Source organism: Duganella sp. P38, from assembly GCF_050859475.1.
Classification (GTDB): Bacteria; Pseudomonadota; Gammaproteobacteria; order Burkholderiales; family Burkholderiaceae_D; genus Rugamonas.
In genome coordinates this window covers 4,872,659-4,885,991 of the sequence record NZ_CP193936.1, presented here as the reverse complement: position 1 = coordinate 4,885,991, position 13,333 = coordinate 4,872,659, and the positions used below count along the sequence as shown (strand labels likewise).

Below are 13,333 nucleotides of genomic sequence, written 5' to 3'. Positions count from 1 at the left end.
TGTATTGAACGTTTACGACATTGGTATACACTAGCCGCCATGACATCGCCCACCCGATTGATCTTTCCCCGCAAGGCGCTGGCGTCCTGCGTGCGCGCCTATGTTGTGCGCAGCACCTTCGAAACGCCGCTGGAAGAGCGCAAGGACCGCTACAACCATTATCCGGCCACGCCGCATTGCTCGATCACCTTCTACATCGAAGGCGAGGTCGAGGTGGTCGATCCGCCCGAGGTGATGCAGGACCAGTTCCGCGCCGTGTTCTGCGGCCCGCAAAGCCGCCCCGTCACCACCTACAATCCCGGCCCGGTGCGCATGCTGATGGTGATCTTTTACCCGCAGGTGCTGCATGCCTTGTGCGGCATCGACACTTCGCAGTGGCTGGACCGCTGGGCGCCGGCGGGGCAGGTGCTGGGCGCGGAATGGGAGGCGCTGTCGCGCGACCTGCTGGCGCCGCAGAGCGACGAGGCGCGCCTGGCCAGGCTGGAAGGCTTTCTCGCGCAGCGCTGGCAAGCCGTGCGTCCCGGTGGCGCCGGCGCGGCGGCCGGCGACTGGGTGCGGCACCTGGCGGCGCAAGCCGCCGATACCGCGCTGGGACGCGGCGTGCGCAATATCGAGCGCCGCATCAAGCTGCGCGCCGGCCAGCCGATGCGCAAGCTGCTGCGCCTTCAACGCGCCGAACACTCCTTCTTTGAAGCGCGCGACAAATACCTGGCCGGCAAGGCCGTGTGGACGGACATCGCTGCGCGCGGCGGCTATGCCGACCAGGCGCACCTGTGCCGCGAGGCGCGCGAAATCACCGGCCATAGCCCGCTGGAGCTGGTGCGCCTGCTGGCCTCCAGCGACGAGAGTTACTGGATTTATCGCGTCTGGACCTGAGGGCCGGGGCAGGCCGCGCGCGTCATCGGGAAGTCGATGCGCATCGTCTTGCCCTGGTGCGTGCCCTCGACCGCCGCGTGCAGCGCCGCCGGCGGCCGGTGGCGGTAGCTGACGCGCTGCGGGAAGTCGTGGCCGGCGCTTTCAAATACCACCTCGGTCGCCGTCAGCGTGGTGGCGGTGAAGCTGGCGGCCTCCTGTCCCGATGGCTGCGCGTGGAAGATCACCGCGTCGTCGTTGGCGGTGGTGATGCGCATGAATTCATAGTTGGCCACCTTGCCGCCCTTGACGGTGCGGCTCATGCCCATCATCGAGCCGTCCACCTGCGCCGTCCATTGCTCCACCGAGCCGGGTTCGCCCTTGTCCAGCGTCCAGCAGCCGCTCAGCCACGCCAGCTGGTCCAGCGGGGCGGCGTGCGCGCCGGCCGAGGCCAGCGCCAACAACATCAGGATCTTGTGCATGATGGTCCTCAGGAAGCCGCAGCGCGGCAAGTAGTTGGACGATGCGCGCTTCGGTGACCGGCTTGTCGACAAAGCCGAGGCGCAGGGCGGCGGCGCGTTCGCGCGCGGCTGGCTGGACGTGGGCCGCCAGCAGCGAAATCGGCACGCCCGGAAATTCCTTGCGCAGCTGTTCGGCGGCGGCGATGCCGCCCATGCCGGGCATGTTGAGGTCCATCAGCACCAGGTCCGGTGGCGCCTGGCGCGCCTTGAGCAGCGACTCCTCGCCGCTGCCGGCTTCCTCGACGTGCCAGCCGGGGTGCAGGCCGGCGATGTACTGGCGCGCCATCATCCGCGATACGCGGCTGTCATCGACTATCAGGACGGTTTTCGTGCTGGTCATGTCTCTCTTCCACGGCGACTCTTTTGAGGAATTTTCGCACATCGGCCGGCGTTTCCGGTCAGCCGTGTTGCATTCTTTGTACGGTTATTCACCAAAAACGGGATGGTAAAATAGCGCGATTCGATTTCCCCATCTCTTAAGCATTTATCATGACCCAAGACGAACTGAAACAAGCCGTAGCCCGCTCCGCCATCGACTATGTGGTGGAAAACCAGATCATCGGCGTCGGCACCGGCTCCACCGCCAACTTCTTCATCGACGAACTGGCCAAGATCAAGCACAAGATCAAGGGCGCCGTGGCCTCGTCGGAAGCCACCGCCGCGCGCCTGCGCGGCCATGGCATCGAAGTGTTCGACCTGAACGATGTGGCGGAAATCGCCGTCTACATCGACGGCGCCGACGAAATCGACGCCTCGGGCGCGATGATCAAGGGCGGCGGCGCGGCGCTGACGCGTGAAAAGATTGTCGCTTCGGTATCGAAACAGTTCGTCTGCATCGCCGACGGTTCCAAGCTGGTGGACGTGATGGGCAAGTTCCCGCTGCCGGTGGAAGTGATCCCGATGGCGCGCGCGTCGGTGGCGCGCGCGCTGGCCAAGCTGGGCGGCACGCCGAAGCTGCGCCTGAAGCCGGGCACGGAAGAGGCGTTTGTGACCGATAACGGCGGCTATCTGCTGGATGTGGCGGGCCTGTCGATTACCGATCCGAAGGCGCTGGAAGCGCAGATCAATCAGGTCGTGGGCGTGATCGCGGTGGGCTTGTTTGCCGCGCGCGGCGCCAATGTGTGCCTGCTGGGCACGGCGGAAGGTGTGAAAACGCTGAAGTTCTAACGGCGTCGTTCCCGCGCAGGCGGGAACCCATGGAACGCTGGACAGCACACGCAGCATGGGTCCCCGCTTGCGCGGGGACGACGGGGAGGGCTTACTCGGTCGGCGGCACGTAGCCTTGTGCGGCGTCGGCGCCGTCGCCGAAGAAGTGTTTTTCCATCTGCGTCGCCAGGTATTTGCGGGCGCGCTGGTCGGCCAGGTTCAGGCGGTTCTCATTGACCAGCATGGTCTGGTGCTTGAGCCACGCGGCCCAGGCTTCCTTCGACACCTGCTCGTAAATCTTCTTGCCCAGTTCGCCCGGATACGGCGGGAAGTCCAAGCCCTCGGCTTCCTTGTTGAGTTTAATGCATTGAACGGTGCGGGCCATGTGGGTTGCTCCTAAAGCTATCTGTAAAATAGTGATTATAAGGTTTTAATCAGAACCTGGGATTTGCGCTGCCAGTTATACATGCGCTGACGGTCCTTGGGCAGCGCGTCCACGGCGGCCGGATGGAAGCCGCGCTTGATGAACCAGTGCGCCGTGCGGGTGGTCAGCACGAACAGTTTCTGGATGCCCATGGCGCGCGCGCGGTTTTCCATGTGTTTGAGGATGCGGTCGCCGTCGCCCTGGCCTTGCACTTCCGGGTTGACGGTCAGGCATGCCATTTCGGCCATTTTCTGCTCCGGGAACGGATACAGCGCGGCGCAGCCGAACAGCACGCCATCGTGGTCGATCACCGAGAACAGGTCGATTTCGCGCTCGATCAGCTCGCGGCCGCGCTTGACCAGCGTGCCGTCGGCTTCCAGCGGCTCGATCAGCTTGATAATGCCGCCGACGTCCTCAATGGTGGCCGGGCGCAGCGATTCCAGGTTCTCGTGCGAGATCATGGTGCCCACGCCGTCGTGGGTGAACAGTTCCAGCAGCGCCGAGCCGTCCATGTCGAACGAGACGATGTGCGAGCGCTCGACGCCGTTGTCGCAGGCCTTGATGCAGTGCTTCAGGTAGAACGCGGTGGCGTCCGGCAGGAAGCCGGCCTGCAGCACGGCCTCGGCCTGGTGCGACGACAGTTCGCGGATTTCGGCGCCGCTGGCGTCGGTCATCAGCGGCGTTTCGGTGATGAAGATCAGCTTGTCGGCGTGCAGCGCGATGGCGGCGCTGCAGGCCACGTCTTCCATGGTCAGGTTGAAGGCCTCGCCGGTCGGCGAGAAGCCCAGCGGCGACAGCAGCACCAGGCCGTCCGAGCCGAGGATGGAGTGGATGGTTTCGGCGTCGACCTTGCGGGTCACGCCGGTCAGCTCCAGGTCGACGCCGTCGATCACGCCGAGCGGGCGGGCGGTGATGAAGTTGCCGGAAATGATACGGATGGCTGCGTTGGACATCGGCGTGTTCGGCAGGCCCTGGCTGAACGCGGCCTCGATGTCGAGGCGCAGTTCGCCGGCGGCTTCCTTGGCGCACTCCATGGCGGCGGTGTCGGTGATCCGTACGCCGTTGTGGAAGCGGCCTTCGACGTTACGCAGGGCCAGCTGTTCGGCCACCTGCGGCCGCGAGCCGTAGACGACGGTGACGTTGATATCGAGCGCGTGCAGCAGCGAGAGGTCGTGGGCCAGCACCGGCAGGCGCCGGCGGCCACCAGTTCACCTGGGAAGGCGACCACGAAGGTCTTGCCACGGAAAGCGTGGATGTAGGGCGCGACGGAGCGCAGCCATTGGACGAATTGGGTAGGGTTTTCCATTAGCCGCATTATAATTCGGGGTGCGACGTCCGCGCCAAATACCTTTGTAAAAAACAATGTCAGAAGCCAGCAACAAGCCACAAAAACCGTCTGAACGGCCCCAAAACGCCCCCACCTCGTCGTTCCCGCGAAGGCGGGAACCCAAGGAGCGCAGGAGCGGAAGCAAAGTATGGATTCCCGCCTGCGCGGGAATGACGGGCGCACGCCGCGTTCCGACGACGGGCGCACGCCACGTTCCGACGACGGGCGCACGTCACGTTCCGACGACGCGCGCATGCCTCGCGGCCACGACGGGCGCACCCCACGCGCCGACGACGGACGCACACCACGCCCCGACGATGGGCGCACGCCGCGTTCCGACGACGGGCGCACGCCACGTTCCGACGACGCGCGCACCCCACGCACCGACGACGGACGTACCCCACGCGCCGACGACGGGCGCACGCCGCCTTCGGACGGCGTTCGCACGCCACGTTCGGACGACGGACGCCCCCCCGCCCCGACGCCCCCGCAAGCCGCCTCGCGAACCGCGGCCGCGGCTGACGCCGGAAGAACAGGCCGCGCGCGAGGCCGAGCGCAATTTCCGCAATCCGCTGCCGCCGATCACCTTCCCGGAGGACCTGCCGGTCTCGGGCCGCCGCCACGAAATCGCCGAGGCGCTGCAAAATAACCAGGTCATCATCGTCTCCGGTGAAACCGGCTCCGGCAAAACCACCCAGCTGCCGAAAATCTGCCTGGAGCTGGGCCGCGGCCAGAAAGGCCTGATCGGCCACACCCAGCCGCGCCGCATCGCCGCCTCGTCGACCGCCAAGCGCATCGCCGTGGAGCTGGGCTCGCCGCTCGGCGAGCACGTCGGCTTCAAGGTGCGCTTTGCCGACACGCTGCAAAAAGGCGCCTCCGTCAAGCTGATGACCGACGGTATCCTGCTGACCGAAACGCAAAGCGACCCGCTGCTCAAGGCCTACGACACCATCATCATCGACGAGGCGCACGAGCGCAGCCTGAACATCGACTTCCTGCTCGGCTACCTGAAGCAGCTGCTGCCGCGCCGCCCCGACCTGAAGATCATCATCACCTCGGCCACCATCGACGCCGACCGCTTCGCGCGCCACTTCGGCACGCCGGAGAAGCCGGCGCCGGTGATCGAGGTATCCGGCCGCCTGTACAAGGTGGAAGTGCGCTACCGCCCGATCGAAAGCGACGTTCCGGCCGGCGCCAACGCCGCCGCCATCGCCAACGCCGAAGGCAAGGGCGCGCGCACCGCCGCCGCCCGCGAAAAGCGCGACCTGATGGACGCGGTGGTCGACGGCGTCGACGAACTGGCGCGCATCGGCTCCGGCGACATCCTGGTGTTCCTGCCCGGCGAGCGCGAAATCCGCGACACCGCCGAAGCGCTGCGCAAGCACCATCCGCCGCACGTGGAAATCCTGCCGCTGTTCGCCCGCCTCTCGGCCGAGGAGCAGGAGCGCGTGTTCAAACCTACCAACGCGCGCCGCATCGTCTTGTCCACCAACGTGGCCGAAACCTCGCTGACGGTGCCCGGCATCCGCTACGTGTTGGACGCCGGCCTGGCGCGCGTGAAGCGCTACAGCTACCGCAACAAGGTCGAGCAGCTGCAGATCGAGCCGATCGCCCAATCGGCCGCCAACCAGCGCGCCGGCCGCTGCGGCCGCGTGGCCGACGGCGTCTGCATCCGCCTGTACGACGAACAGGACTTCCTGCAGCGGCCTAAATTCACCGAGCCGGAAATCCTGCGCTCGTCGCTGGCCTCCGTCATCCTGCGCATGAAGACCCTGCACCTGGCCGACGTCGAGACTTTCCCGTTCATCGAGCCGCCGCTGGCGCGCGCCATCGCCGACGGCTACCAGCTGTTGCAGGAGCTGGGCGCGGTCGATGAATACAACCAGATCACGCCACTCGGCAAAAAGCTGGCCAAGCTGCCGCTGGACCCGCGCGTCGGCCGCATGATCCTGGCCGCGCTGGACAACGTCTGCCTGAACGAAGTGCTGATCATCGCCTCCGCGCTGTCGGTGCAGGACCCGCGCGACCGGCCGCTGGAACACCAGCAGGCCGCTGACGAAGCGCATAAAAAGTTCGCCGACGAGAAGTCCGAATTCCTCAGCTATATCAAGATCTGGAAGTGGTTCGAAAACGCGATTGAACACAAGAAGACCAATCGCCAGCTGCAGGACAACTGCCGCGCCAACTTCCTGTCGCAGCTGCGCCTGCGCGAATGGCGCGACGTGCACTCGCAGCTGCTGACGATTGTGAAAGAGCAGGGCTGGCGCCTGAACGAAGCGCCGGCCACCTACGAGAACCTGCACATGGCGCTGCTGACTGGCCTGCTGGGCAACGTCGGCTTCAAGCAGGAAGACGATCCGGGCTTCCTCGGCGCGCGCGGCATCAAGTTCAATATCTGGCCGGGTTCCTCGCTGAGCAAAAAGCCCGGCAAATGGATCATGGCGGCGGAGCTGGTGGACACCACGCGCCTGTACGCGCGCTGCATCGCCCAGATCCAGCCGGAGTGGCTGGAGAAGGTCGGCGGCCATCTGCTGAAAAAATCGTGGGGCGAGCCGCGCTGGGAAAAGCGGTCGGCGCAGGTCACCGCGTCCGAGCGCGCCACCTTGTACGGGCTGGTGGTGTACAGCCAGCGCCGCATCAACTATGGCTTGTTCAATCCGGCGGAAGCGCGCGAAATCTTCATCCGCGATGCGCTGGTCGGCGGCGACTACGAGACGCGCGCGCCGTTCTTCGCCCACAACCACAAGCTGATTAAAGAGATCGAGAACCTCGAACACAAGTCGCGCCGCCAGGACGTGCTGGTGGACGATGAGCTGATCGCCGCCTTCTACGACAAGCTGATTCCGGCCGACGTGGTGAACGGCGCCGGCTTCGAGAAATGGCACAAGGACGCCACGGCCCAGGAACCGAAGCTGCTGTTCCTGAACCGCGATGAACTGATGCGCCACGAGGCGGCCGGCGTGACCACCGACCTGTTCCCGAAGAAGATGAACGTCTCCGGCCTGGAGCTGGCGCTGACCTATCACTTCGAACCGGGCAGCGTGCGCGATGGCGTGACGCTGGCGGTGCCGCTGTATGCGCTGAACCAGCTGTCGCGCGAGCGTTGCGAGTGGCTGGTGCCGGGCATGCTGAAGGAGAAGGTGCATCTGCTGCTGAAATCCCTGCCGCAGAAGCTGCGTCGCCACTGCGTGCCACTGCCGGAATACGCGGCGAAATTCTGCGAGCGCATCGAGGAAAAGCATGCTTTCGGCCGTGGCGAGCTGATTGACGCGATCATCGCCGACATCCGCCAGCAGATCACCATCACGCCGCTGACCACCGACTTCAAGCCGGAGACGCTGGCCGCGCACCACTTCATGAACTTCAAGGTGATCGACGAGCATGGCCGCCAGCTGGACATGGGCCGCAACCTGGCGACGCTGCAAGCGGAATACGGCACGCAGGCGCGCGAGAGCTTCCAGAAAATGGCGGAAGCCTCCGGTCCCCAGTCCAGCGTTGCCGCGCGCGCCGTGGTGCCGGCGAAATCGGCACCGGCAGGCACCGCCGCACCGGCAGGCACCGTCGCTCCCGCGAAGGCGGGAGCCCATGCCGCGCCGGCATCGCCCGCAGCAGCAACCAACAACATCACCCTCACCAACCTCACCTCGTGGACCTTCGGCGAACTGCCGGAACTACTGGAAATCGCCCAAGGCAAGCTAACCCTGATCGGCTTCCCGGCGCTGGTCGACAAAGGCAGCCACTGCGACCTCGAAGTCTTCGATGACCCAACGGTTGCCGCGCGCACGCACCGCGTCGGCCTGCGCCGCCTGTTCGCCCTGCAAATGAAGGACCAGATCAAGTTCATCGAAAAGAGCATCCCCAACCTGCAACAAATGGGCATGCAGTTCATGAGCATGGGCACGCAGGAAGAACTGCGCGAACAGATCATCAACAAAGCGCTGGACATCGCCTGCCTGCAAGACCCGCTGCCGATCGACGCCGCCACTTTCGCCAAGCGTAAGGACGAAGGCAAATCGCGCCTGGTGCTGCTGGTGAACGAGATCGCGCGCCTGCTGTCGCAAGTGCTGACCGAATTCCACGGCCTGCCGAAACGCCTGCAAGGCCTGCCGCAACAGGCGGCGCAGGACATGCAGCAACAGCTGCAAGGCCTGGTGCACAAACGCTTCCTGCAGGAGAACGAGTACAGCCAGCTGTCGCACTTCCCGCGCTATCTGAAGGCGATGAATGTGCGGATCGAAAAGCTGCGCGGCGATCCAGCCCGCGATACCAAACTGATGGCCGAATGGCAGCAGGCCGCGGCGGCCTATCTGCGCGCGAGCCGCGACAAGTCGGCCGGCAAGAACACCGATCCGAAGATGGTGGAGTTCCGCTGGATGCTGGAAGAGTTGCGCGTCTCGCTGTTCGCCCAGGAGCTGCGCACGCCGATGCCGGTATCGGCCAAGCGCTTGCAGAAAGTGTGGGAATCGATGCTGCGCTAAGCGCGGTAGCGAACGCGCGGCGGCGCGGCATTCCGCTAGACTGTTTGGCAACAGGAGGGCGTCGCGATGGTGAAGACCGGGAAGCTGCTGCGTAGTCTGATCCGCGCCGGCACGCGCACGGCAAAGCTATTCGCCGCCGCCGCGACACCGCCGCCGCCACGCAAGCCGCGCAAGCCCCGCGCCGCGCCGGCATCGCCAGCGCCGCCGGCCGGGGCGCGCGTGGCGTCGGCTGCGTCGGCCCCCGTCGCCGCACCGGGGAAATGGCTGTCCGGCCATGTGCCCAATGCGACCGGGCAGCGCATGAGCTACTGGCTTTACCTGCCCAACAATCGCCCTGAAAAGGGCATGCCGCTGGTCGTCATGCTGCACGGCTGCCAGCAGACCGCCACGCAGTTCGCGCAAGGCACGCGCATGAACCTCCACGCGGAAAAAATGGGGTGCGCGGTCCTCTATCCTCAGCAACTGGTGAGCAGCCATCCGCACCGCTGCTGGAAATGGTACGACCGCGCCACACAGGAAGGCGGCGGCGACGCGCTCACCATCATCGGCATCATCCAGAGAGTGCTGACGCAATATGACATCGACCGTTCGCGCATCTACGTCGCCGGCATATCGGCCGGCGCCGGCATGGCCAACATCCTGGCGTTGAATTACCCGCAGCTGTTCGCCGCTGTCGGCCTGCACTCAGGCCCGGTGTTCGGCACCGGACACAACTCGCTGGGCGCATTGAGCGTGATGAAAAACGGCGCCCTCGGCATGGGCGCCGACATCGCCGCCCACGTGCTTCTGCAACGTCATGGCCAGTTCCCCGGCATGCCCGCCATCCTGTTTCAGGGTGAAAGCGACAATGTCGTCAAATCCATCAACCAAGTCCAGCTGACCCGCCAAAGCCTGCTGCTGAACCGCTTATCGGAACCAGCCAGGGTCACGCAGAAGCGCCATTACCGCCTGCTCGACTATTACGACGGCCGCAAGCTGCTGCTGCGCGTCGCCCAGGTCGGCAAGCTGGAACACGCCTGGAGCGGCGGCGACCCGGCATTCAAGTTCAATGACCGCGCCGGCCCGAATGCCAGCAAAATGATGCTGGCGTTTTTCGCCCGCCACCGACGCGTTTAGGCTGCGATCAAAGCAGCAGGAAGGCCAGGGCGGCGACGGCGGTGGGGGCCAGGGCGCCAGTCAGCAGGCCGAGGGCGCCGATCGATTGGTCGCGGAAGCCGTGCCGCAGCAGCGCCGCGCCGGCAGGATTGGGGGCGTTGGCGATCACCGTCAGGCCACCGCCGGTAACCGCGCCCGCCATCAGCATGTATTGCGCTTCGGCCGACATGCCGTCGATCAGCGAGCCGAGATAGGTGAGGGCGGCGTTGTCGGTGATCGCCGTCAGGCTCATGGCGCCGAAGAACAGGGCCAGCGGCGACAGGCTTTCGACGATCGGTTGCAGCCACCATTGCTGCATCCCGCCCAGCACCACCAGCCCGGCCAGGAAGAAGCCGACCAGCAGGCCTTCCTTGATGATCAGCGGGCTTTGATAGCGCTGGTACGCGGTGGTGAAGCCGAGGAACAGCATGAAGACGCCGAGGAACAGCACCGGATGGTGGCCCAGCACCACCACCGCCGCCAGGAAGCCGAGGTGGATCAGCATCACCGCCAGCGGCACCGCCGGCGACGCCGGGGATGCGGCGGCTTCAGCCGGCGCGCGCAGATGCCTGCGCAACAGGAAGCTGACGGCCGTGGCGTTGATGGCGACCGCGATCGCCGCCTTCCAGCCGAAGTGCGCGGCCATGTAGGCGGTATCCCAGTTCCAGGTGGCGGCCACCATCAGCACCGGCGGCGCGGCGTAGGAGGTCAGCATGCCGCCGATGGAGATGTTTACGAACAGCACGCCGAGCGCGCCGTACTTCAGCCACTCCGGCATGCCGTCGCGGAAGATCAGCGGCGCCAGCATCAGCGCCGCCAGCGTCATCGCGGCCGGCTCGGTGATCAGCGAACCGGTCAGCGGCACCAGCGCCAGGCCCAGCCACGCCAGCGCCAGTTCCGTGGGCACCGGCATCACGCGGGCGACGGCCAGCAGCACGCGCTGCACGATCTCCATCACCGGGCGCGACGCCGCCACCACCATCACCACAAACACAAACAGCGGTTCGGTGTACTGGCGCGATTCGGCATAGGCGATGGCGACCTGGCCGCCGTTGAGCAGGGCCAGCGCTATCATCAGGATGAAGGCCCAGAAACCGAACACCACCTCGACCTCGCCCAGCAGGTGCAGCAGCCCGGCGTGGCGCGGGTGGCGCTGCGCCAGCTGTTCAAAAACCTGGCGCTGAAGGTGTGCAGCAACGCCAGGGCGAAGAGGATGGCGCCAACCAGTTGTATCGTTTGCAAGGTGCGTCCTTTGATAATGATTCCAGTCGCATGGTACAGCAGATAAGCCTTGCCAAACTACGGTGCGAGTAGTACTGTGTATTTATACAGTATTTGCGGTACAATGCCATGACACTCCCGGAAACCCTGCACCCGTCCTTGTGGCGGGCGGATCAACTCGCCCACAGCGCTACGCGCTGCATGGACACAGGCTTTGCCGCCTTGTCCGCGCAGCTGCCCGGCGGCGGCTGGCCGCTGGGCACGCTGATCGATTTGCTGGTGCAGCAGCACGGCATTGGCGAGCTGCGCCTGTTGCAGCCGGCGCTGGCGGCGCTGGGCAAGCGTCCGATCGTGCTGTTGCAGCCGCCTTACGCGCCGCAGTCGCTGGCGCTGGCCGCGCTGGGGCTGGAGCCGTCGCAACTGCTGTGGGTGCGCAGCGGCGCCAAGGCCAGCGATGCGCTGTGGGCCGCCGAGCAAATCCTGCGCAGCGGATGTTGCGGCGCCTTGCTGTTCTGGCAGAAAAATATGCGCGGCGAAACGCTGCGGCGCCTGCATCTGGCGGCGCAGAGCGGCGAGACGCTGTTCTGCATGCTGCGGCCACTGGCGGCGGCGCAGGACGCCTCGCCGGCGCCGTTGCGGCTGTCGCTCAGGCCGGTGGCCGGCGGCGTGGACATCGGCTTCGTCAAGCGACGCGGGCCGCAGCGTGACGCGCCTTTGTTCCTTCCCTTAACTCCTGCTTTGCTTCAACGCCATGCGCCTCTGGATCGCTCTACACCTGCCACGGCTCCCGCTCGAAGTGTTCTGCCCACGCTGGTCGGCTGACCATTGCACGGTGGTGCTGGAGCAGGAGCGCGTCGTCGCCTTGTCGGCTGCGGCCCATGCGGCAGGCGTGCGGCCGGGCTTGCGGCGCGGCGGCGCCATCATGCTGGCGCCGCAATCGCAGTTTCAGGAGCGTTCGCTGTCGCTGGAGGCGGAGGCCCTGCAGGCGGTGGCGATGGCGCTGCTGCAATTCACGCCGCAGCTGGCGGAGGCGGAGGAAGCGACGCTGCTGCTCGATGTCGGCGCCAGCCTGCGGCTGTTCGGCGGCATCCGCGCGCTGTGCCGCAAGGTGGCCGGCAGCGTGCGCGCGCTGGGCTTTACCGGTTCCCTCGGCTGCGCGCCGACTGCGCGCGGCGCCTGGCTGCTGGCGCGCTGCAATGCCGGCCGCGCTTTAAAGATGGCGTCGCTGGAGCGGCGCATCGCGCACCTGCCGGTCGGCGTGCTGCCGCCGGCCCGGCCTTATCTGAGCTGGATGGAGGGCATCGGTTGCCTGACGCTGGGCCAGCTGCGCGGCCTGCCGCGGCCGGGATTGCAGCGCCGCTGCGGCCGCGCCTTGCTCGACATGCTCGACGACGCGCATGGCGCCCGTCCCGAAATGCATCAATGGCTGGAGGCGCCGGCCAGCTTCCGCGCCAGGCTGGAACTGTTCGACCGCGTGGAAAACGCCGAGGCGCTGCTGTCTGGCGCGCAGCGGCTGGTGTTGCAGCTGACCGGCTGGCTCAGTGCGCGCCAGCTGGCGGTCGAGCGCATCCACCTGCTGCTGGAGCACGAACGCGGCCGCACCGCCGGCCCGCCGACCGTGATTGAAGTCGCGCTGGCCGAGCCGACGTGGCAAGACGGCCATCTGGTGCGCCTGCTGAAGGAGCGCCTGGCCAAGCAGGAACTGGACGCGCCCGTCATCGGCCTGGCGCTCGAAGCGCCGCAGGTGCAGCCGATGGCGCCGCCCAGCGAATCGCTGTTCCCCGAGCCGGGCGGCAGCAAGGAAGACTGGCAGCGGCTGCTGGAGCTGCTGGCCGCGCGGCTGGGCGCGGACAATGTGCTGCAAGCCGCGCCGAGCGCCGATTACCGTCCCGAGCAGGCCAACGTCTGGCGCAGCATCCAGGAAAAATCCGCCCGGCCGAGGTGCGCGCGCAGTTGCCGCAGGACGTGACCAGCCTGCCGCGCCCGGCGTGGCTGCTGCCGAACCCGATTCCGCTGCTGATGCGCGATCACCGTCCCTACTATGGCTCGGCGCTGCGGCTGCGTTCGACCGGCGAGCGCATCGAGGCCGGTTGGTGGAGCACGATGCAAACCCGCGATTACTTCATGGCCGAAGGGGAAGACCATGCGCACTACTGGCTGTTCAAGCAGCGCGACGCCAGCGCCACCGAGCCCGAGACGCGCTGGTATCTGCACGGCCTCTTCGGGTAAA

The 13,333-nt window shown here is 66.3% G+C and carries 7 protein-coding genes and 4 pseudogenes; 6 read left to right on the top strand and 5 right to left on the bottom strand.

Annotated elements, in window-relative coordinates; all coding sequences use genetic code 11:
- The first annotated feature begins 39 nt into the window (after positions 1-39).
- A complete protein-coding gene (locus ACRQ5J_RS22740) occupies positions 40-876 on the top strand; it encodes a helix-turn-helix domain-containing protein (protein WP_432380029.1) in 837 nt (278 codons plus the stop codon).
- On the opposite strand, the gene ACRQ5J_RS22735 is transcribed toward ACRQ5J_RS22740, so the two are convergent.
- Together ACRQ5J_RS22735 and ACRQ5J_RS22730 are read right to left on the bottom strand one after the other, a co-directional pair.
- On the bottom strand, positions 858-1,334 hold the full coding sequence (locus tag ACRQ5J_RS22735) for a DUF6265 family protein (RefSeq protein WP_432380027.1): 477 nt from the start codon (positions 1,332-1,334) through the stop codon (positions 858-860). The two genes, ACRQ5J_RS22740 and ACRQ5J_RS22735, sit on opposite strands and share 19 nt — an antisense overlap.
- An 88-nt stretch (positions 1,335-1,422) precedes the next feature.
- Positions 1,423-1,659 (bottom strand): annotated as a pseudogene (locus tag ACRQ5J_RS22730) (response regulator); the annotation flags it as partial.
- 203 nt (positions 1,660-1,862) lie between these two features.
- Between ACRQ5J_RS22730 and rpiA the strand changes: the two are divergent.
- A complete protein-coding gene (gene rpiA, locus ACRQ5J_RS22725; RefSeq protein ID WP_432380025.1) occupies positions 1,863-2,540 on the top strand; it encodes a ribose-5-phosphate isomerase RpiA in 678 nt (225 codons plus the stop codon).
- A 91-nt stretch (positions 2,541-2,631) separates the two neighbouring features.
- On the opposite strand, the gene ACRQ5J_RS22720 is transcribed toward rpiA, so the two are convergent.
- Positions 2,632-2,904 (bottom strand): oxidative damage protection protein, encoded by a 273-nt coding sequence (locus tag ACRQ5J_RS22720; RefSeq protein WP_072781290.1) that lies wholly within the window; start codon positions 2,902-2,904, stop codon positions 2,632-2,634.
- A gap of 35 nt (positions 2,905-2,939) precedes the next feature.
- Positions 2,940-4,249: pseudogene (gene argA / locus ACRQ5J_RS22715) on the bottom strand (amino-acid N-acetyltransferase).
- 338 nt (positions 4,250-4,587) lie between these two features.
- Between argA and hrpA the strand changes: the two are divergent.
- Positions 4,588-8,748: an ATP-dependent RNA helicase HrpA gene (gene hrpA / locus ACRQ5J_RS22710; RefSeq protein ID WP_432380023.1), complete on the top strand. Its 4,161-nt coding sequence runs from the start codon at positions 4,588-4,590 to the stop codon at positions 8,746-8,748.
- A gap of 66 nt (positions 8,749-8,814) precedes the next feature.
- On the top strand, positions 8,815-9,864 hold the full coding sequence (locus ACRQ5J_RS22705; RefSeq protein ID WP_432380022.1) for an extracellular catalytic domain type 1 short-chain-length polyhydroxyalkanoate depolymerase: 1,050 nt from the start codon (positions 8,815-8,817) through the stop codon (positions 9,862-9,864).
- Positions 9,865-9,871: 7 nt separating this feature from the next.
- Here ACRQ5J_RS22705 and ACRQ5J_RS22700 read toward each other — a convergent pair.
- Positions 9,872-11,124 (bottom strand): annotated as a pseudogene (locus tag ACRQ5J_RS22700) (putative Na+/H+ antiporter).
- A gap of 108 nt (positions 11,125-11,232) precedes the next feature.
- On the opposite strand from ACRQ5J_RS22700, the gene imuA reads away from it, so the two are divergent.
- On the top strand, positions 11,233-11,925 hold the full coding sequence (imuA, locus tag ACRQ5J_RS22695) for a translesion DNA synthesis-associated protein ImuA (RefSeq protein WP_432380021.1): 693 nt from the start codon (positions 11,233-11,235) through the stop codon (positions 11,923-11,925).
- Positions 11,855-13,332: pseudogene (locus ACRQ5J_RS22690) on the top strand (Y-family DNA polymerase). The gene imuA and the pseudogene ACRQ5J_RS22690 overlap by 71 nt, the downstream one beginning before the upstream one ends.
- The last annotated feature ends 1 nt before the right edge of the window (position 13,333 follow it).